This window comes from Symbiobacterium sp. (genome assembly GCF_040797425.1).
Classification (GTDB): domain Bacteria; phylum Bacillota; class Sulfobacillia; order Symbiobacteriales; family Symbiobacteriaceae; genus Symbiobacterium.
Genome location: NZ_JBFNEH010000056.1, coordinates 1 through 18267, shown reverse-complemented (window position 1 = coordinate 18267; position 18267 = coordinate 1). Strand labels below are relative to the sequence as shown.

General features: G+C 66.8%; 14 protein-coding genes and 1 CRISPR repeat array. Of the genes, 1 reads left to right on the top strand and 13 read right to left on the bottom strand.

Annotation, left to right across the window (positions count from 1 at the left end; translation table 11 throughout):
* Positions 1-159 precede the first annotated feature (159 nt).
* The 13 genes from cmr6 to AB2385_RS14495 form a co-directional block, all read right to left on the bottom strand.
* Positions 160-1179 carry a type III-B CRISPR module RAMP protein Cmr6 gene (gene cmr6 / locus AB2385_RS14555; RefSeq protein ID WP_367655732.1) on the bottom strand — a complete coding sequence of 340 codons (1020 nt, stop codon included), beginning with the start codon at positions 1177-1179 and terminating at the stop codon, positions 160-162.
* Positions 1176-1601, bottom strand: coding sequence for a type III-B CRISPR module-associated protein Cmr5 (gene cmr5 / locus AB2385_RS14550; protein ID WP_273380672.1), 426 nt, complete (start codon positions 1599-1601; stop codon positions 1176-1178). Before cmr5 ends, cmr6 begins: the two co-directional genes overlap by 4 nt.
* Positions 1598-2518 carry a type III-B CRISPR module RAMP protein Cmr4 gene (cmr4, locus tag AB2385_RS14545; RefSeq protein ID WP_273380673.1) on the bottom strand — a complete coding sequence of 307 codons (921 nt, stop codon included), beginning with the start codon at positions 2516-2518 and terminating at the stop codon, positions 1598-1600. Before cmr4 ends, cmr5 begins: the two co-directional genes overlap by 4 nt.
* 27 nt (positions 2519-2545) lie before the next feature.
* Positions 2546-3706 carry a type III-B CRISPR module-associated Cmr3 family protein gene (locus AB2385_RS14540; protein WP_367655731.1) on the bottom strand — a complete coding sequence of 387 codons (1161 nt, stop codon included), beginning with the start codon at positions 3704-3706 and terminating at the stop codon, positions 2546-2548.
* Positions 3707-3709: 3 nt separating this feature from the next.
* Positions 3710-5611 (bottom strand): type III-B CRISPR-associated protein Cas10/Cmr2, encoded by a 1902-nt coding sequence (gene cas10, locus AB2385_RS14535; protein ID WP_367655730.1) that lies wholly within the window; start codon positions 5609-5611, stop codon positions 3710-3712.
* Positions 5604-6812 carry an RAMP superfamily CRISPR-associated protein gene (locus AB2385_RS14530; RefSeq protein WP_367655733.1) on the bottom strand — a complete coding sequence of 403 codons (1209 nt, stop codon included), beginning with the start codon at positions 6810-6812 and terminating at the stop codon, positions 5604-5606. Before AB2385_RS14530 ends, cas10 begins: the two co-directional genes overlap by 8 nt.
* A 234-nt stretch (positions 6813-7046) precedes the next feature.
* A CRISPR array of direct repeats spans positions 7047-8268; the repeat unit is 36 nt; unit sequence GCTTCAATTGAGCCACGGCTTTTCAGCCGTGGATAC.
* A gap of 187 nt (positions 8269-8455) precedes the next feature.
* A complete protein-coding gene (gene cas2 / locus AB2385_RS14525) occupies positions 8456-8746 on the bottom strand; it encodes a CRISPR-associated endonuclease Cas2 (protein WP_273380416.1) in 291 nt (96 codons plus the stop codon).
* A 16-nt stretch (positions 8747-8762) separates the two neighbouring features.
* Positions 8763-9857: a CRISPR-associated endonuclease Cas1 gene (gene cas1 / locus AB2385_RS14520; RefSeq protein ID WP_367655729.1), complete on the bottom strand. Its 1095-nt coding sequence runs from the start codon at positions 9855-9857 to the stop codon at positions 8763-8765.
* Between the two features lie 115 nt (positions 9858-9972).
* Entirely contained in the window at positions 9973-10374 is a 402-nt protein-coding gene (gene cas4 / locus AB2385_RS14515) for a CRISPR-associated protein Cas4 (RefSeq protein WP_367655728.1), read from the bottom strand.
* Positions 10371-11843, bottom strand: coding sequence for a type I-U CRISPR-associated protein Csb2 (gene csb2 / locus AB2385_RS14510; RefSeq protein ID WP_367655727.1), 1473 nt, complete (start codon positions 11841-11843; stop codon positions 10371-10373). Before csb2 ends, cas4 begins: the two co-directional genes overlap by 4 nt.
* Positions 11840-12835 (bottom strand): type I-U CRISPR-associated RAMP protein Csb1/Cas7u, encoded by a 996-nt coding sequence (gene cas7u / locus AB2385_RS14505; protein WP_273380409.1) that lies wholly within the window; start codon positions 12833-12835, stop codon positions 11840-11842. The genes csb2 and cas7u overlap by 4 nt, the downstream gene beginning before the upstream one ends.
* Positions 12832-15015: a type I-U CRISPR-associated protein Csx17 gene (gene csx17, locus AB2385_RS14500; RefSeq protein WP_367655726.1), complete on the bottom strand. Its 2184-nt coding sequence runs from the start codon at positions 15013-15015 to the stop codon at positions 12832-12834. The genes cas7u and csx17 overlap by 4 nt, the downstream gene beginning before the upstream one ends.
* Before the next feature lie 5 nt (positions 15016-15020).
* Positions 15021-17357 carry a DEAD/DEAH box helicase gene (locus tag AB2385_RS14495; RefSeq protein WP_367655725.1) on the bottom strand — a complete coding sequence of 779 codons (2337 nt, stop codon included), beginning with the start codon at positions 17355-17357 and terminating at the stop codon, positions 15021-15023.
* A gap of 418 nt (positions 17358-17775) precedes the next feature.
* On the opposite strand from AB2385_RS14495, the gene AB2385_RS14490 reads away from it, so the two are divergent.
* Positions 17776-18066: a helix-turn-helix domain-containing protein gene (locus tag AB2385_RS14490; protein ID WP_367655724.1), complete on the top strand. Its 291-nt coding sequence runs from the start codon at positions 17776-17778 to the stop codon at positions 18064-18066.
* Positions 18067-18267 lie beyond the last annotated feature (201 nt).

Genomic DNA, 18267 nt, shown 5'->3' with positions numbered 1-18267 from the left:
CCTTGCCGTCCCCGAGGTGGCCGGCCAGCACCGGCGAGGAGTCTCCCCCCAGGGCTCCGAACTGCGCCAGCGCCGCGCGGCGGGCCACCTCGCCGACGAGCATCGTCTCGGTGACCGGCGGCAGCGTCGCGCCGTGCAGCCGGTACCAGACCCCGTTGATCATCGCGGACCGCCTCGTGCAGGCCGGTTCGGCCTCTGCGCGGCATCACCGTCGCCCGCACCCAGGCCGCTCTGCTGAAGTTTCAGAAGGGGCAGCCATCGCGGATCAACCGCTCCGGACGGTTCCCCGGGCTGCGGGTCGGGCGCGGCCCCTGGGCGTGACTGGGCCTTCGGCCCCTCAAAGGTCCCGTAGCCCACGGCCGTCTTGGCACCGGCTCCGATGAACGTTAACGCCTGCGCCAGCAACCGCACGCCCGTCTCCAGCGCCTCCCGGAGGGTGCGCGGATCCTCCCCCGGGACCAAGGCGGCTCCCGGGCGCAGCGCCACGGCGAAGCAGAACTCGGTTCCGGGAGCGACCGTGAGGAACTTGACGGGCACGGGGGAAAGGTAGTCAGCAGGGGGATTCTTTCGCGGGGCCTGGTAGTACGCGCCGTAATGCGGGTTCACAACGTCGATCTCGAGTTCAGGAACCCGGGTCGGCAGCGCGTCGAAGAAGCAGAGCAGGCCCGCCCCGGTGGTCTCCAGGTCGCCGAACAGGCGTGCAACATCCGGCTTACCGAGGGCTCCCCACTCGTCCGCCCAGGAACGCACCACTCCTTTCACCGTGGAGCCGGGCAGGTAGGGCACCCCCAGGGTGCGATGCCACACCAGGCCGACCTCCAGCGGGTGGCCATTTCCCAGGCCCGAGACCAGGCGCTCGGCTGTCTGCGCAAAGAGCAGCCGCCCGCCCACGCTGCGCACCAGCTCCTTGTGTCGAGCGAGGTGCGTGTCCAACCGGCGTTGCGTCTCGCTGCGGGACGCCGCCAGTCGGCGCCTGATGGCCTTCAGGAACAGCTCTTTCTGCTGGCCCTCAAGCCTGCACTGCGCTTGCGGATCCGGAGACCACGCGTCCAAATACTTGTCAAACAGCAGTCCAACGTTGGACGAGTCTGTCGCCCAGGGAAGGCCGGTTGAGCCCCGATGAAACCCGATGCCGCGGTAGAGCGGCAAACAGAGCGGCTGCCCTCCTTCCTGTTTCATCGGGCACCCTCCTGCTCTTCGGTCTTAAGGTAAGCGTCGGCAAACTTCCGGAGCCAGACAAACAGGGCCAGGGCCTCCTCCTGGGCGCGGAAGTACTGCGCCTGATCGCCCTCCATCAACCGTTCCAGCAGGTCGCCGGCCGGGTAGATCCGGCGCGGATGCGCCTCATCGGGCTCGCCGCACAGCCACTCGGTGAGGTGGTCGTAGAGCACGCCCGACTCCTTCCGGCGGTCTCCCCGGGCCCCGCCGTTGTCCGCGACGAGGAACGCGAGCGCCTGTCCCAACCCGTTGTTCAGGATACGGATGGGCGTCTTGTTGATGTGGGTCGCCATCTTCCGGGCCCAGTCGCGGTTCTGGGCTGCCGGCAACCGGACCAGACGCAACGCGTGGGCCGCCCTCTTCTGCTCCAGCATCTGCTTCATGCCATGTCACCCGCCCGCATCAGGTTGACCCTGCACCACCCCTGGCCAACCGTTTCGTTGCCGCCAATCTGGATGTAGGGGCGCTCCGCGAAGAGTCCTGCCACACACTCCGCAACCGCCCCGGCACTCCGCCCGCGTTTCCAGCCGTCGCGCTGGATGCGGGGGGCGCTGCACACGAGCAGGCCATAGAGGATCGTCTCGGGCGGCAGCGTCTCCTCGTACCACAGGTTCCCGCCGTCGCCCGTGGTCGTCTTCCGCTCGTTCAGCGCGATCCGTGCCGAGACCTGGGTGCAGTGGCGCACAAAGTAGGTGAACACCTGGTCGGAGACGATCGCCAGCTTGCTGCGCAGGTCGTCCCTGAGGTCGGCCGGAGCCAGTTCGGCCACCAGGTCCATGGCCGCCAGGGATGCCTTGTCGGGCTTGCGCACCTGCAGAGCCCGCTCCTCCAGCAGGAGGGGCGGCCTGTACTCGCCCGCGATCACCACCTCCTCGTCTGACGGGCCGGCCACGGCCAAGTCGGGGCACGCCTTGCCCGCCAGGTTGAGGTCGCGCTGAAGGCGACGGAGGACGAGCGGGCACGTGACCCACACGAACACGGCCTGCAGGCTCCGAACCGGAAAGGCCAGGATACGCAGGTCGGTCACGCTCAGGGCTCCGGCGCCCTCCGACGCATTTGCCGTCTCGGGGCCGAAGACGGTCTCCACAACGTCCCGGGTCCACCCGACCTCGCCGGCGCTCGCCCGGGTCTCGGCCAGATCCCGCAGGCTGCCCTTCACCCCGCTGGCTGCGACCATCGGAAACTGCGTGTGGACCTCCCGCTGGACCGGCAGGTCCACGATGCCGGTGCTCTGCCCGGAGCCGGGGTGGAGCGGAGTCAGTGCATGCAACACCATCACCTGTGCCACCTTGGTGGCCATCAGTCTCAACCCCCTAATGGTCTGCCGTTACCACGTGCCGACCAGGAGATGTCCGAACCCGTGGATCGTGTCTTCGCCGATCTTCCGGTGATGAAGCTTCGTCACCACGTCCGCAGCGTGTGCGGCCGGTGCCTCGCAGAAATAGACAGATCCAGCCGGCAGGTACGCACGGAGGGGACGGGGCCTGCCATGCGCCAGGTCCCACCCGCCGATCTGCACCTGCTTGCCGAGGCAGGCCGAGTGCACTGCGACGGGCAGTCCCTCCAGGTCCCCCACCCAGCAGGTGCGCCCGCTCTCGGTGTGCGGGGCAAATCCGGGCGGGAGCCAGCTTCCGCCCCCGAAGCGGGCGGGCGTCGCCAGGATGAGGCGGAACCGCACCCGGCCCCCTACCGGCCGCAGCTCCGGCGCCTGCGGCAGCGCAGGAGCAGGGCCGACGCTGAGTCGCGCGAGGCGGCCTTCGCCGCCGAGCTGCTGCGCCACTGGGCCCTGCGGGACCCACTCCTCGGGAACGCCGGAGACGATCACCCCGATGGCTGAGTTGCAGCGGGGCCTGGTGTGCGTGGTGGTGGTCAGCATGGACTCGCGCGTCGTGCGGCTGGCGACCGACCGGGCGATGCCCACGCGGGACTCGCGGTAGACCAGCGCATGATCCCCATCCGCGTCCTCTTCGGCCACCGTCGACCAGAGCGCCTCGCCCAGAACGTCCGTGCGCCCGGCCAGCAGCCGCTCCATCTGCCCCGCGGTCACCCACTTGCCCTCCTGCACCTTCAGCCCGGGTGCATCGGCCGAGGGCAGGGCGACGCACCCCAGGTCGCAGGGAACCGGCTCACCCGGCCGCAGGAGCCCCCACTGTCCACCCGCCCTGTACAGGTCCAGCGGGGCCGGCAGCAGGAGGTCATCGCCCACCATGGGGAACGGACCGGTGAGTGCGATGCCGCCTGCATCCGCACGCAGGAACACGTCGACCAGCCGGGCGATGAAGGGGTCGTCAGCCCCCTGGCGTACGGCCAGGGCGAACCGGGTGAGATCGACTCCGAGGTGCTGCAGGATGGCCGTGCGCACCGCTCCCTGCAGCGTGAAGCCCGAGGGCGGGTAGTCGGAGGCGGCAACGAAGCTGTCGCCCACCTCGAACGGCCGCCCGTCCCGGAAGAACAAGGTGTCGAGCGCTTCGAAACGCCACAGCCGCACCGGCTACACCCCCTTCTGGGTGAGGAACCGCACCAGCAGGGCACCGTTTGCGGAGAAGCCCTTCGCCACGATCTCGCCGGTTCCGAGGCGCTGCCTCACCCGGCAGAGGTTGAGCAACGGGAGGATGCGCCGTCGCGCGGCTTCCCGCCGCTCGCCGAGGCTCATTCCTTGCGGCCAGACCTGCCCCCGGTCGGCCAGGTACTCGGCCACCAGAATGGCCAGAGTCTCCTCCGGGAACGGGTCGGCCTCCGGCCCGCCCTGGGGCAGAACCTCCAAGAGCGAACGGAGCTTGTAGATGAAGCTGTTGGAGTACGCCGCAGCACCCCGGGCCCCGCCCTCCCACGACGGGGCCGTCAGCAGCGTCCAACTCTCCTCGGGGAGCGCCTCCCAGGGTGACCACCACGTCACGGCTGGACCGCTCCGCGTCCGGACGCGGCAGGCGATGGCATCCCGCCCGGCCATGTCCTTGGCGACTCCGTCGAGGAGCTGGTGCGTCTCCCGGATCACCGCCGTCAGGGGGGCCTTCATATGTGCGAACGTGATGGCGGCCGAGGCCGTGCCCTCGCGGGGCGGAAGCACCCGGGGAACGAGGGGCGCAAACGCTTCCCGGTAGCGCGCTCGCAGGGCGCGCGCACAGGGGATGGCCTGACTGAGCGGCAGGAGCGCCGCCACGTCGTCGCCGCCGGCGTAGATGAGGAAGCCGTTATGCTCCCGCACGGTCTGGGAAACGGCGCCGGAGAAGCGGCCCAGCGCCAGTGAGATGTCCTCCTGCGCCTCCCGGGGACCCGAGCCCAGCAGCCTGCCCATGTTGTCGCCGTCCAGCAGCAGCAGGGCGTAGTAGGGGCTCGCCGCCTGGCCGACGCGCTCCTCAGCCTTGCGCAGGGCGGCCTCCAGCCTGTCCCGCTGGGGTCCCGACAGCGGCAGCCCCAGGTCCTCATCCTGCTCGCGAATGCACTCAACGAAAAAGGCCTTGCCGTCCAGGCTCACCAGACCCCTGCAGGCGTTCCGAAGGGCAGGATCGACCGCCTCCGCCGCCTCCGCCAACCCGGGCAGCCGGCTGCTCGCTTCGGTGAGCGGAACGCCTGCCTCCCGCGCGACCCGGTACAGCCCGGCCGCCGCTGCCGGGTCCACCCGGAGCAGCGTCTCCAGCCAGTCGGCTGCCGCCAGGTAGGGGGTCGAGGGCACATTCGTCTGCACCGCCCAGCCGATGGCCTCGCGGGCGACCAGCGGGAAGAACCGCTTGACAAGGCAGATAGCGCACAGGCGTTCACGGGGGCCCAGGTTGTGGGACTGCTCGCCCAGGCTCCGGCGGACTCCGGCCCACCATTCCCGCATGGCCCTGCGGCTCTCGGGGCTGCCCAGGCCGAGTCCGGAAAGCTCCTGCCGCTGGCCGCAAAGGGTACACTTCTCACCGGGCTCGTCCGGCAGGAGATGGACGCGCATGTTCTTGCGCCGGTCGACCGCCCGGCCGTCGGTCGAGATCACCCACGAAATCTCCCAGGCCGACTCGATCTGGCGGTCCCAGCGGTCGCGGACGGCATCGTCCAGCCGGAGCATCTGCCAGACTGCCCCGGCGATGCGCCTCCACCCGGCGTAGAGCGCGTCGGCGGCCCGCTGCCCGGCGGTGAGGTCAGACACCGTGGCACTGAACCGGTTCGGGAGGGAGCCGATCTGCGCCCGGCCTGCCGGGCTCGGAACCTGGCCGCGAATGCGCTGCATGAGCTCATCCTGCCGTACTGCAGGGAAGCGGATCTTTCCGCCGCCCTCCTCGACCGCGTGCATGGCCAGCCCGCTGAGGTAGGCCAAGAGGTAGGAGCCGGCCCAGAAGTCGCGCACCCTGCGGGCCTGGGCTACAAATCCCTGCACGGGGCCAAATGTGAAATGAAGAACATGCCGCTCATCCACAGGGCCAGGTCACCTCCCTGCCGCTGAGGCTGTCGAGGAACTCCATGAGGATGTGATCGCCGGGCAGATCCAGTTCGACCCGCTCGCGCCGGACCTCTGCGCGAATCGGCTCGCCAGGCGCCAGGAGCGGGCTTGGCAGCAGGGCGAACAGGAGCGCCTGGCGGTCGCCCAGGTCGATCGGGCGGATCCACAGCCGGGAGGCGCTTCGATCATGTTGCTTGCCCCGAAACATGATCGAGCGCCCCTGCAGTGACGTGAACCGGAACTGAAGGGGCAGGCCGAAGGCGACCCGCTCCGGCGCAATCTCCCTCCCTGTCCGGGCGCGTGCGGGCGCTTCGCGACGTGCCGGACCGCTCGCCGGGTCCAGGCGCAGCAGCAGGCGCTTCGCCCGGTGGTAGTCGCCGTCACCGTCAGCCCGGGCGACGCCACGCCTTAGGCGGAACCGGTGCAGGGCGAGTCCGGCCTCGTTCAGTGCGTTCTCCCACGCATCCTCGCCGCGCCTCGCCGGAGGTAACTCAAGCAGGACAAACCGGCTGCCCGGTCCCAGAGTCGTATGCGTCGGATGACGGGTGTCCGCCTCGCCGAACCATCGCTGGAGGCAGGAGAGGCCGCTCTCGAAGCGACGAAGCCACTCGTCAACGCTTGCAGCACCATGGGCGATCGGAAGCTCCTGCATCTCCGGCCACGCCTCAACTTCGTGGCCGGCGGGATCGACAACAGACCACCGGGTGAGGGCCACCGTGCCCATCCCGCGGCGAATGCGGGCGCCGGCGCCGCCCAGATGGCCGAGGAGCCAGATCGACGCCAGAATGGCCCGCCGGTCTTGCTGCTCCCCGGGCCGTTTCTTGAAGAGGAAATGGAGCGTGATGGTTTGCCCTGGCTTGAAGAAGAGGCGCTCCCTCCCACGGGCCGTCAGCGAGTAGGTGAGATAGCGCAGCCCGGCCCGGGCATCCTTGCCGTCACGCCGTTCGTTAAGATGAAACGTAGCGGTCTGAAGATGTTCCCCGGTGACCCGCAACAGGAAACACGCCTGCCCCTCGCCGGGGCCGACTCCCCCGAACACCCGAGCCTCCCGGCTCTGATACGCTGGATCGACGGCCCGATACCAGTACCGGAGCAAGCCCTTGAATGCCGGTGCCCGGAGTTCAGGTGGTCCGCTGGGGTCGGCACCGCCGAGTACGAGTGGTGTAACCAGCCGCATCTGGGCACGTACGATTTCCAGATAGAACACCCCCAGCATGACGTCACTTATTGTTCAATTTGTCCTTACTCCAAACATCTCCTTCTGGATGTTGGGAATCGGTGCCAGACCGCAGAGAGGGTGCCCCTCGCGGGCACCCTCTGCAGTTCGAGAGATCAATGGAGCCATGGCGGGTGAGCCGTGGCGGCTTTTCTCCTCTGTACTCTAGCGGTAGTTGTATGACCAGGGTTTTGTGCTTCAATAGAGCCACGGCTTTTCAGCCGTGGATACCGGGAACAGGGTTACCGGGTGACCGGAAACATGTGGCTTCAATTGAGCCACGGCTTTTCAGCCGTGGATACGACGAAGTGCAACGCGATTGACCCAACCATTCACGGGCTTCAATTGAGCCACGGCTTTTCAGCCGTGGATACTTTGTACCCCGCCGCCGTGAGCGGACATCTATTCGTCCGGCTTCAATTGAGCCACGGCTTTTCAGCCGTGGATACCTACGCAGGGGTGCTGGCGGCAGTGGGTGTACGTAGATGCTTCAATTGAGCCACGGCTTTTCAGCCGTGGATACAGCTCCCCGACCGTCATCCCCAGCGCCAGCGCCAGGCGGCTTCAATTGAGCCACGGCTTTTCAGCCGTGGATACAAGTAGCGGTACCGCTGGACAAGATCGTGGTGCCAAGGCTTCAATTGAGCCACGGCTTTTCAGCCGTGGATACCTCCTCGCCCTGCTACGAGGAGTACACCTACTGCGTGCTTCAATTGAGCCACGGCTTTTCAGCCGTGGATACTTCCATAGCCCCGTTCCCGCTCGGTGAAGAGTTTGGAGGTGCTTCAATTGAGCCACGGCTTTTCAGCCGTGGATACTACGTTGGTTTGTATCGAGATTGTCGATGAGGACGGAGCTTCAATTGAGCCACGGCTTTTCAGCCGTGGATACACCCCAGGCGATTCGCGAAGGGTGGGACGCTCCAGGAGGCTTCAATTGAGCCACGGCTTTTCAGCCGTGGATACTTCCTTTTCAGTGCGCGACCCAGCGCATCGGTTTCTGAGCTTCAATTGAGCCACGGCTTTTCAGCCGTGGATACGAGAGGAGGGGTTGACAACAGATAGCATGCTCGGGGAGCTTCAATTGAGCCACGGCTTTTCAGCCGTGGATACTGCCCTGGTGGCGCAGGCACTCCCGCAACGGGATGACCTCGCTTCAATTGAGCCACGGCTTTTCAGCCGTGGATACACAAGGTCTTGCCGCTGAAGGAACAGGGTTGGTGCAACATCTGCTTCAATTGAGCCACGGCTTTTCAGCCGTGGATACGGGTAGATTCGCTCGTCGGACAGCAGCCACTCCGCATCGCTTCAATTGAGCCACGGCTTTTCAGCCGTGGATACCGGAGGGTATCTCTATCGAGTTGCCGTCCGGTGACTCGATAGCTTCAATTGAGCCACGGCTTTTCAGCCGTGGATACAGCGCCCACCTGGAGCCCTTGTGCCACAAGGCTTCTAGAACCCGATTTCGAGCGGTTCCCCAAAACACCCGAATAGCTTCCTGTTATTCCCTTTTTCATCACCTCTCAACCCAACTCCTTCCCTACAGCCACAAGCCTTTCGAGCGCCCCCCGGGGGTTACCGCATCACATCACCGCTCGAAACGCACTACACCACCACAGGCCCCCGGTCCGGCATCGGCCACGATCGCCCGAGGAACTCGATGGCCTTCTCACCGCGGCCGCTCGCCGGCCCCAAGTTCACAATCATCACCCGATCCTCGCGCTGGTTGATGAGGGACAGCAGGCTCCCCACCATCAACACCCGCTCGCGCTCGGAAAGGTCACACAAGAACACCGAGTACTGTACCGGGTCGCCATAGCCGTTCATACACCGGTAGACCTTCCGCCACCGCTTGTCGTCGCTGATATCGTAGGCGACAAGGTATCGGTTACGCAAGCGTGTTCCTCCCCCTTCACCGGGTCAGGAACTGCGGGTATTCCGCAATCTCGCCGCCAAGGTACCGGCCCAGCAGCCGTGCCTGGACCTCGAGAACGCGGCGGTAACTGATGGTGTATCCGAACACGGGGTGCGTTACCAGTGAATCCATTCGCCGCCCGTAGGCCGCGAGGAAACGCCTGCGCCCGTCACGCTTGAGGACACAACCCAGGCCGCGCTGCACAAAATCCTCCGCGGTAATCTCCCCGTTGTTCACCACACTCAACACCACTGAGTCCGCGATCAGCGGCCTGAACTCCTCCATCAGATCCAGCGCCAGCGCGGGCCGACCGTAGCGCGGGGTATGCATGAAACCCAGGTATGGGTCAAAGCCGACGGCCTGCAAGGTAACCGTAACGTCTTTGACCAGGAGTGCGTAGGCGAAAGACAGGAGTGCGTTCACCGGATCGCGGGGCGGGCGGCGGTTCCGGCCCTCAAAGTCAAAGGGCACTCCCTCTGCAGTGCGGGGTTTCAGCATCGTCGCGAACTGGCTGAAGTAGACCCGTGCCGCAAGCCCCTCCAGCCCGAGGAGGACCCCGGGGTCCCCCGCCTGCCGCACCCGCTCCGCCAAGTCGCTCAGTTGCTGAAGTGCGTCCGGTGACACCCCCTGCCCGTTGCGCCTGAGCAGTGTGCGGCAGTTGCGGATCTTGGCTTCGACAAACCGCCGGCCAAGGGCCAGAGACCGCTCGGCATCTGCACTTGCCGCGTACTGCTGCTGCCGCAGGGCCACGTTCCGGTGCCCCATCCCGTGCGTGATGCCGTAGAACCAGCCACCATAGCTAAAGTAGCAGATCGGAATCTCTCGTTCGCAGAGCTCCCGGACCAGTTGCGTCGTCACCTGTACATTCCCGAAGACACAGAGCTGTGAAACATCAAGCAGGCGGACTTCCTGAACCGTCTGTTGTCGTTCTCGCACCACGAGGCGGTCTCCCTGCTTGGTCACCGTCATCCCCTGCGTCTGCACGTAGACGGGCAGAGCCAGATCGCGCGCCGGAACCATGCGCCGCGGCTCTGCTTGCGCGGGCGTACTGCTCTGCAGATAGCTGGTTTCATCTGGCAGGCAGATGCCCACCAGGGAGCAGCGGGGACACTTCGGCGAATCGACCAGGGGTGGGGGAATCATCCCGCGGGCTGCGGTGGCCCGAGCTTCGGCCGCCAGTGCCAGGGTCCGTTCGACCAGGGCGTCGTCAATCGCCGTGCTCCCGGAGAAGCAGGGCCTGCGCGCACAGTTGCACCCGGTCGGCCTCCCAGGAGCCGCCTGCAACATCCGGCTTCTCCCCACGTTTGTAATCGACGGGGCTTGCCGTCTCGCCATCCGTCTCCACCAGGTCGATGCGGGCGATCAGCCCCAGAGCCTCGGAGGAGAGTGTCACCGAGCGGGCGACCCCGGCATCGCCGCCCTCCACGTTCTTCGCTTCCGGGAGACTTCCCTGCTCCAAGTCGACACGCCGGTGGCGCAGCCGCCCCTCCTCCGTGTCAGCGCTGTCGGCCCACTCCGCCTCTACCCACTCCAGGTAGAAGAGCCTCGGGCAGTACGCGTACTCGTTCAACATCCGGGCCGGAAGCAGGTCGGGCACCGCGGCGTTCATGTCACCACCGGGCGGAACTGACCCAACCCGAAATGGCAGGCGTACCCCAGGGCCAGGGGGCCCCGGACCGGCGCTGCGAAGTGAAGCCGGAGGCCGTATCCCAACCCGGTGGCCGGCCCACCCCCCGTCTCCCGCCATCGCCGGAACTCAATCCAGCGGAGCGTCCGGCTCCCGCGCACCAGAAAGGGCACGCGCTCGACCTTGAGCAGGTCGGGCAGCGCGGGATTCGCCGCCTGTCGTAGAGCCCATTCACGCCGCACCTGATCCTCTGGTCCGTCCCGCTGCTCGCCCAGCTCGGTCATTTTCGGCACGCCCGTGCGCGTCCGCTTCGGATGCCGTGTGAGCACATACGGCGTCTCCGACTCCCAGACTGCCGAGTGCCCTACCGGCGCCGGGTGCTTCGTCAGTTCCTCCTCCGTCCAGTACCCTTCCAGCATCAGTTCCAATTCCGGTTCATGCCATGTCCGGAACAGGCGCATCCCCCCCACCAGCGCGCCGGCCTCCGTGAGGTCCAGTCCCGCCGGTACCCAGATGGCGAGATGATCGATCCGGCCATCCGCATCCCGGTCCTCCGGCAGGAAGTGCGCATGCCCGTGCTGCCCCTTCGCAATGCTGCCGTGCCCGGACAGAACGGGGGAAGGCGTCTCTCCGGTCCTCTCGTTCACCACCTTCAGCGCGGCCCTGCGGGCGAGCTCGCCCACGCGCAGCGCATCGGTGAGCGGGGGCAGCGGCTTGCCGCTCAGCGCGAAGCGGATGAGCTGAACTGGCGGCGACTCCACCGGAACCGGCTGCGGCACGGGGTCAACCCAGACCGCCCCGACCGGCCGGGCATAGGTGACCCACCGGCTGCCCTCCGGTACCAATCGGTTGGCCCTGCGCATGTCACCCGTATCGACCATGAGGGCGTGCAGGAGCGCCAGCGGGTCGTCCGCGACTGCGGGCGCCAGCACCTCCACCAACTCCACATCCGGTCCCAACCTGACTTCGGGTGTCAGCGGCAGGCAGTTGGGCGACCCCGGTTCATCCACCAGGCGGGCCTCGGCCCACGATTCCGCCCGGCCGAAGTACGTGAGCCCGGCCAGAATCTGCTTCAGGAGATCCAGGTCGGAGTCACCCAGTGCCAAGTCCGGCCAGGAGAAGACCACCTCAGCCTGCGGATCAACCGCCAGGAAAGTGTCGAAAACCAGGGTGCGGTCGTGCGGCCCCTTTTTGTACCAGGGCATCCAGTGCCGGCTCATGCCCGGACAGGCCGGCGGAAGCGTCACATGAGGCGGCGCCGCCAGCTTTGCCAGAAGGTCCGCAAGGCGGTCGTCCGGCAGGTCCGGCAAAGTGCGCTTTGCACTGGCCACCAGCGCCCGCAGCAGCCGCCAGGGGGAGGGCGGCCACTCGGGAACCCCTTCGTTCACGTGGTGCCCCCAGGGCGTGGCGTGGAAGCGGCCAGCCAGGAAGCGCAGGGCGATGGCCGTCATGCCTCTTCCTTCTTTGCGGCCTTCCGGCGGCCCTTCTCCGGTTCCCCCTCAATGACGGTAACCCGCGGCTCACGCCAGAGCGGCACCCGTTCGATCAGCTCCGGAAGCCGCTCCTCCAGCACCTCCAGCGACGGCAGCTCAGGCAGGGCATCGGCCGTGAGCGGTCCGGCCGTGAGATCGCAGGCCGTCCTAAGCCGCAGCCCCACCCGCAGGAAACGCTGGATCTTCCACAGTGCGAGGGTGATCAGCAGTTCCTCGGCCTCGGCACCCAACCGGTAGGAACGCAGGGTCTGCAGATCGAGGTTGAAGAATGCCGTGATCTCCCGGGCCACATACTCCGTGCGGTGGTAAGGCACGTTACCGTATCCTGCTGCTGCGTCGCCGCTGGGGTTGATGCGATCATTCTTGACGCCCCCGCTTTCCACCGGGTAGATGTCGGTGGCCTCGATGAAGCCGGAGATGAGCCGCTGCAGCCGGATCCGCCCGCCGGCAATCTTCGATGTGGCCAGGAAGACACCGTGGAGCACGCTGTTGGGATCGTAGCGGAAGATGACCCGCGCCGCGTGCCGAAGGTCGACCGGACCCTCCTCTTCTGCCATGAGTTCATCCTTCAAGGTCTCGAGGAACGCGCCGCCCGAGCCCTCCAGAATGTACGGCGAGTTGATGCGATGGGCCTCCAGGAGCGAGTTGGTCAGGTGCTTGCCATTCCGCTCCACCCGCACGTAGGGCAGACCGCGCAGCGGCTGAACCAGGTCGTCGCTGTCCGGATCCCAACAGACTGCCTCCAGCCGGTTGGCCACCGACTGCACCGACTCCACCAGGAGCTTGTCCACCGTGCGCCACTGCCCGTTCTCCGCCCGAACCGGCACCTTGTAGGTGGCCGGTCCCAGATCCGCAAAGCCGGTGGGCTGAAACCGTTCCCCCTGCACGGGACGGAGGGGAGCCTGCATGAGAAGGCGCGGCGCGTGCGCCAGGGTTGCGCTCAGATTCACACCAGATCCCTTCCTTTCGCTTGGATTTCCGCTTGAGGCAGCACAAGGTCCAGCAGGGGCTGGGCGCTCTGGATCGGCAGCAAGAGCCCGGCAGCCAGCCGCAGGGGCGATCCGCCGGGTGGCTTGAGCTGCAAATATCGCCTGGTGCGGAACCCGACGGGCGTGAGGCCTGCCGCGTGCAGGCGCCGGGCAGCGAGGTCGAGCGGACGCTCCAGGTCGCCGGCGCGGAGCCGGGCGATCACTTCCATGGGAAGGCGTAGCGCCAACTCCTGGCCCGCCAACTGGTGCGGACGCAGGGGCTCTGCCATGCACAAGGGCTTGATGAGCGCGTAGGCGCGGTTGAGCAGCGGCACCGGGGTATCTCGCACCGGCCTGAACGGTGCGTACTGCCAGTCCAGCAGGCTCAGCGCCGGAAGGAGCTGCAGGATGCGCCCGTCGTCAACGCGCCCCTCCAGGAACCGGTCCACCAGTTCCAGCGGGAGCGGCCATTTCGCCCGAATAGGTGCCTGAGGGAGCCCCCTCTGCTCCATGGCCATCAGGCGGCGCTGCAGCACGGTCGCCAAGTCAGGCAGCAGCTGGGTGAGGGTGACATCCCTTTCGCCGGGATCGGTCCAGGCCAGGCGTCCCCGTGTCTCAGTGACCGGTAGCCAGTGGTGCCACAGCGGGCCGACAATCGGGTCCACGATGGAAGCCAGGGCGGCGGCGATGGCGAACTCTGCCGACCCGTCGTCGGTGGCCTCCAACCAGCGGATGGAGAGCCGGGGAATCGGGGCGAGCCGTTGCTGAAGGTTCCTGCTGCGGCTGACGACCCTTTCTGCCTCGGCCAACGCCGTCAAGACCTCCAGTAGGGCTGTCCGCTCCTCCCGCTGTGCGTAAGCAAAGACGGCTCGTTCCGCACGCCGCAGCGCCTGGCCCAGCCCCTGCGGTGCATCCGCTGCAACAGTACGGGCCTGGTTGAGCCAACTCTCCACCTCGTCCACCAGGCGGATGAGCGGCCGGGCCTCCACCCGCACACGACCCAACGGCACCGCCAGATGTGACTTCCCGTACCACTGCATCACGCCGTAGCGTTGAAACGCGTCGACCATTCTGTCGACACCGAGAGAGACCACCGCCCGGACGAAGTCAAGCCCGCTCCGGGCCTGCCTGCGCCCGATCTCTGCCCGCCCCTCGGCAAAGAGCTGCCTAACCGCGCCCCAGGTAGCCGGGTGCCGCCACAGGGGAAGCCAAATCTCGGCCCGGGCCCTGGCCTCGTCCAGATTGCTCAGGCTTCCGGCACCGGCGGCGGTGGCACTCACGGTGAAGGGAAGAGCGGCCTTACCGGATGCGTCGGTCCCCATCCGTCGGGACACCGATGCCGCCAGCACCAGCGCCCCCTCGATCATCAGGATGAACTCCCAGGGATTCACCATGGAGTCGCCTTCCATCCCGGCCGTCGCGTTGGGACCCCCCACACCCCCGGGATGGAACTGCCCCGTCGCTGCCCGCAGAAGTTTCGCATCTCCTTCTCGGAAGAGGGCCGCCCGCAACCACGCGGCGCTCTGCTCCCGCGTCGGCCCCTGGCCCCGCCGGGACCCACGCCCGGGCGGCGCCCACACACCGTCGAAAGGCATGACGTCGGCCAGCCGCTGCATGAAGTTTGAGCTGAAGTCGAGGTTCCCGTCGTTGCCGCCTGTGCCGAGGATCGGTGCAAACTGGGGCTTGTCGGCTGTGAGGACCACCACGGCATCCAGCCAGTCCAGCGCCTCGTCCGGCACGGTGGCCCGCAGTACACGCAGCAAGCGGGCTTTGGAATCATCTTTCGGTGCGTCTGTGATGCCCAGCGATGCGGCCGCCCGCCGGGCCGCCCGGATGGCCTCCCGATAGGTGGCCAGGCGGGGGTCGGTAGACCCCTCCACCTGCTCTAGCGCCTTGCCGGCCGCCCGCTGATCCCAGAAGCCGCCACCGCCGTTCCACGGCGCGATCACCGGGGTGGGACGGTAGTGGTCGAGGAAGAAGTCGACCAGCTGTTCCGCATTGAGGGGCGCCTCCAGGCAGAACTCGTCCGAGACCCAGCAAGCGCGCACAGGCGTCCCATCAAGCTGGGTACCCAGGATCCGTAAGACACCCAGTCCCTTCAGGTAGCAGCTCAGGGGCTCGGGGCGGCAGCCCGCAAGGCGAATGCGGTTGACGGTCTCCACAGTCCTCACCTCCCTTCCAACGCAGGTTCACGTGCTGTGGCGCTCGCCCGCTGGTCCGCCGCACGCAGCACTGCCTCCAGGTAGGCCAGGCGGAACAGTCCGAGGTCTGCCCGGTCCCGCAGGGCGACCGCCTGCTCCGTCCACGACGGTCTGTCGCCGCCCAGGTAGGTGAGGCGGATGTCCAACCTGCCCCCGGGATAATGGTAACCTCCACCCAGGTCCACGGCCGGCAACACGTCCCCATGCGTGATGCCCATCACCCGGCGGCCGCCCTCCACCAGTCGCTCCTCCGGCAGGCTGCGAATGGTGAGCCGGACCCGCCCGTGGTGGGCGCCGGCCAGGTATGCGGACAGGAAGCGGTGGGGCTTCTCCTCCATCAGCGCCAGGGCGCTGGCCAGTTCGTGGCGAAAGCCCGGTATGCTGTGCCGCAGGTGCCGTGCGCAGGTCTTGGCCCACTGCGTTGGCGCGTCGCGAAGCTCCAGGGGCAAACCCCTTCGCATGGTCTCCTGGAAGACCGCGTGGGCCTTTCCCAGATCATGGTAGCGGGCAGCCAGGAGGAGGTCGTCCGCCACCGGGCCAAGCCAGGGCAGGCTGGCCAGCAGATCGGAGAGGGAGCCCACCACCTCGTCGGTGTGCGCGGCTATGCTCTGGGGGCGACCAAGGCCAGAGGCCGGATCGCCGCCGTAGCCCTCCGGTGCGGAGCCAGTAACCGTCTGCACCGGGGCCACAGGGTCCCTGGCGGCGGGGTCCCACCCGGTCAGCGGATCATAGCCCCCCGCTGCGGCCGCGAGCATCAGCGTGGCGCCGGGGCGGATATCACGATCGACGGCCGGCCGCCAGCGCTCCGAGAGGTGGTCGTAAACCCAGGCGACCTGCCCCTCCCGGCTCCTGAGCCACTCACGCATTGCGGCAACGGGGACGGAGCAGAGTTCCTCCCGTGTCGGGGACGGCTGCTCCTCACGACTGGCGTCGTCGACCCAGGCGCGCCAGAACAAGTAAAGATCGTGCTCTTCCCCCTCCCGGATGAACCGGGAGACGTCCACGTCGTTGCCCGTCAGGTCTGGTGTGGTGTCGAACAGGTCCACCAGGTCGCGGCGGCGAAGGACATCCACCTCGGGCCTGCGGGGGGAGACGGGTGGCAGGTGGCCAGGGGCAACAGAACGGCCTTCGAGGGCCAACAGGTGCTGACGGGCCGCCGTGAGCTCCTCGGCGGGATAGGGGCCAGGCCTGTCCGAGACGTCCACCCAGAGCACTGCGGCGTCGTCGTGGTCGCCCGCCCGGTTGCAGCGGCCGAACCGCTGCACCAGGCTCGGCCAGGGGGCGAGTTCGGTGATCAGCGTCCGGGCGTCGAGGTCCATGCCCGCCTCCACCACCTGGGTGCAGATGGCGATGCGACCGCCCGGGGGCATGGGGGCCTGCAGGCGGGCCAGTTGCGCTCTTCGCTCCGGCGGCCGGAAGCGGGAGTGCAGCAAGACCAACTCGGGTTCGCTGCGTCCTTCGAGCTCTCTGTACAGCTGCGTGGCCCGGTCCACCGTGTTGCAGATCACCAGCGTAAAGGTTCCGGGCCGGTGGTGCTTCCGCACCGCCGCGGCCAACCGTGCCGCATAGCTCTTCTCCCTCACGCTTCCCACGTCCAGACGAGCCAGCCGTTTGGGCGCCTGCAACCGCTTGGCCAGCTCACTGGCCTCATCGGGCAACAGTTCGAATACCGTTTCGGGAGCCGGATGGTCCACCGTAGCAATCCACGCCGGCTGCAAGGTAGCCGACATCCAGACGGTCCGCGCCGGACCGAAGGTGCCCATGCGCTCCCGGAAGGCCTGGAGCTGAGCCGAGGTCTCCAGCCCCACACCGAAGAGCTGGACCTCGTCCATCACCCAGAGCACGTCGTTGTTGAGCAGACCGAACGCCACCGGCCAGCGGTACCGGCTCATGGCATACCCGCGGTTCAGGGCACGGCTCAAGAGCATGTCTTGCGTCCCGACCAGGACTGCCTCCCGCTCCGGGTAGAGGTACCAGTTCTCCTCCACCTCGCCGCCCATGATGGTGTAGACAGGCACACCCAGGTCGAGGGATTGGACCACAGCGGCGGTCTGTTCCACCAGATTGCGGACCGGGAGGCAGTAGACCAGGCGCCGCGGCGTGTCTTGCCGGACGGAGGGGTCGGGATGGTACAGGCGCTGCCAGGCCCAGGCCCCAACGATCGCCAGCGTCTTGCCGACACCCGTGGGCAAGTGGACAAGCGAGGGTAACGCCGGAGCCTCGGCCAGGCGAACCTGGTACCTATAGGGGCGCTTGCCGCGGGTGATATGGGAGAAGAAATCCGAGTAGCTACGCCACGCCATCGCATCTCCTCCTTACCGCTGTGGTTCGGTGGCCCGTAGGCGCGCCTGTCTGGTACGCCAACACCTTGGCAGATCGCTGGGGCCAGCTTAATCGTACTGGAGGCTTGTGACAACGTGCTGTCACTCGCAGCGCATCACGTCGCGACCTACCTTGTCGAAAGCGCTCCGCGAATTGCGCACCGGAATCCATACATGTTTCAGCTATTGGGTGTTCCGTAGTTCGTTTATCAGAAGTTTTGGCGTACACGCTGTGCTTGGTTTTCTCAATGGCAACCTGCCATACCTGCTGGACAGTGTGTTTGATAACCCAAAAGGGAGACATTTGGGGGCCATTTGATCACGCAAAAGTGAGCCACCTCGAACTTCCAAACCTGTAAACTGGGGTGTGCCGCACTTCCAGTTTGCAGGGGTGAAAGGATTGAAGATCGAGATGGCTCATGTTGAGCGTATCAGATGGCTCCTCCATGTGGAAGGGAAATCACAGCGACAAGTTGCCAAGGCACTGGGAATCCCTCGGAAGACCGTCGCCAAGTACGCACAATTGACGGAAGTCCCGGGCTATCGGCGGCAAAAGCCCGTTGAGCCCGTGGTCCTCACACCAGAGTTCCAGGCAGAGATCGAACGGAGACTCGCGGAAGATGAGTTCTTGCCGCGTAAGCAACGGTGGACCGGTAAGACCATCTACGAGGACCTAGTTGCCCTAGGTTAGAAGGGCAGCGAGCCCACCGTCCGGCGTCACATCGCCAAGATCCGCAAGTTGAAGCGTACACAACCGGTCTTCATCCCCCTCGCCCACGATCCTGGCGAGAGCATCGAGGTGGATTGGGGCGAGGCCGTGGTGACTCTCGCTGGTGTGGAGGTTACGGCCCAGCTCCTGTGCGTCCGTTTGCGGTGGAGCGGCATGCCGGTC

Coding starts and splice junctions, on each gene's coding strand:
- csb2 (WP_367655727.1), bottom strand. CDS start 11,843: ATGACGGCCATCGCCCTGCGCTTCCTGGCTGGCCGCTTCCACGCCACG.
- cmr4 (WP_273380673.1), bottom strand. CDS start 2,518: ATGGCCACCAAGGTGGCACAGGTGATGGTGTTGCATGCACTGACTCCG.
- cas4 (WP_367655728.1), bottom strand. CDS start 10,374: ATGAACGCCGCGGTGCCCGACCTGCTTCCGGCCCGGATGTTGAACGAG.
- cmr5 (WP_273380672.1), bottom strand. CDS start 1,601: ATGAAGCAGATGCTGGAGCAGAAGAGGGCGGCCCACGCGTTGCGTCTG.
- AB2385_RS14495 (WP_367655725.1), bottom strand. CDS start 17,357: ATGGCGTGGCGTAGCTACTCGGATTTCTTCTCCCATATCACCCGCGGC.
- cmr6 (WP_367655732.1), bottom strand. CDS start 1,179: ATGAAACAGGAAGGAGGGCAGCCGCTCTGTTTGCCGCTCTACCGCGGC.
- AB2385_RS14530 (WP_367655733.1), bottom strand. CDS start 6,812: ATGCGGCTGGTTACACCACTCGTACTCGGCGGTGCCGACCCCAGCGGA.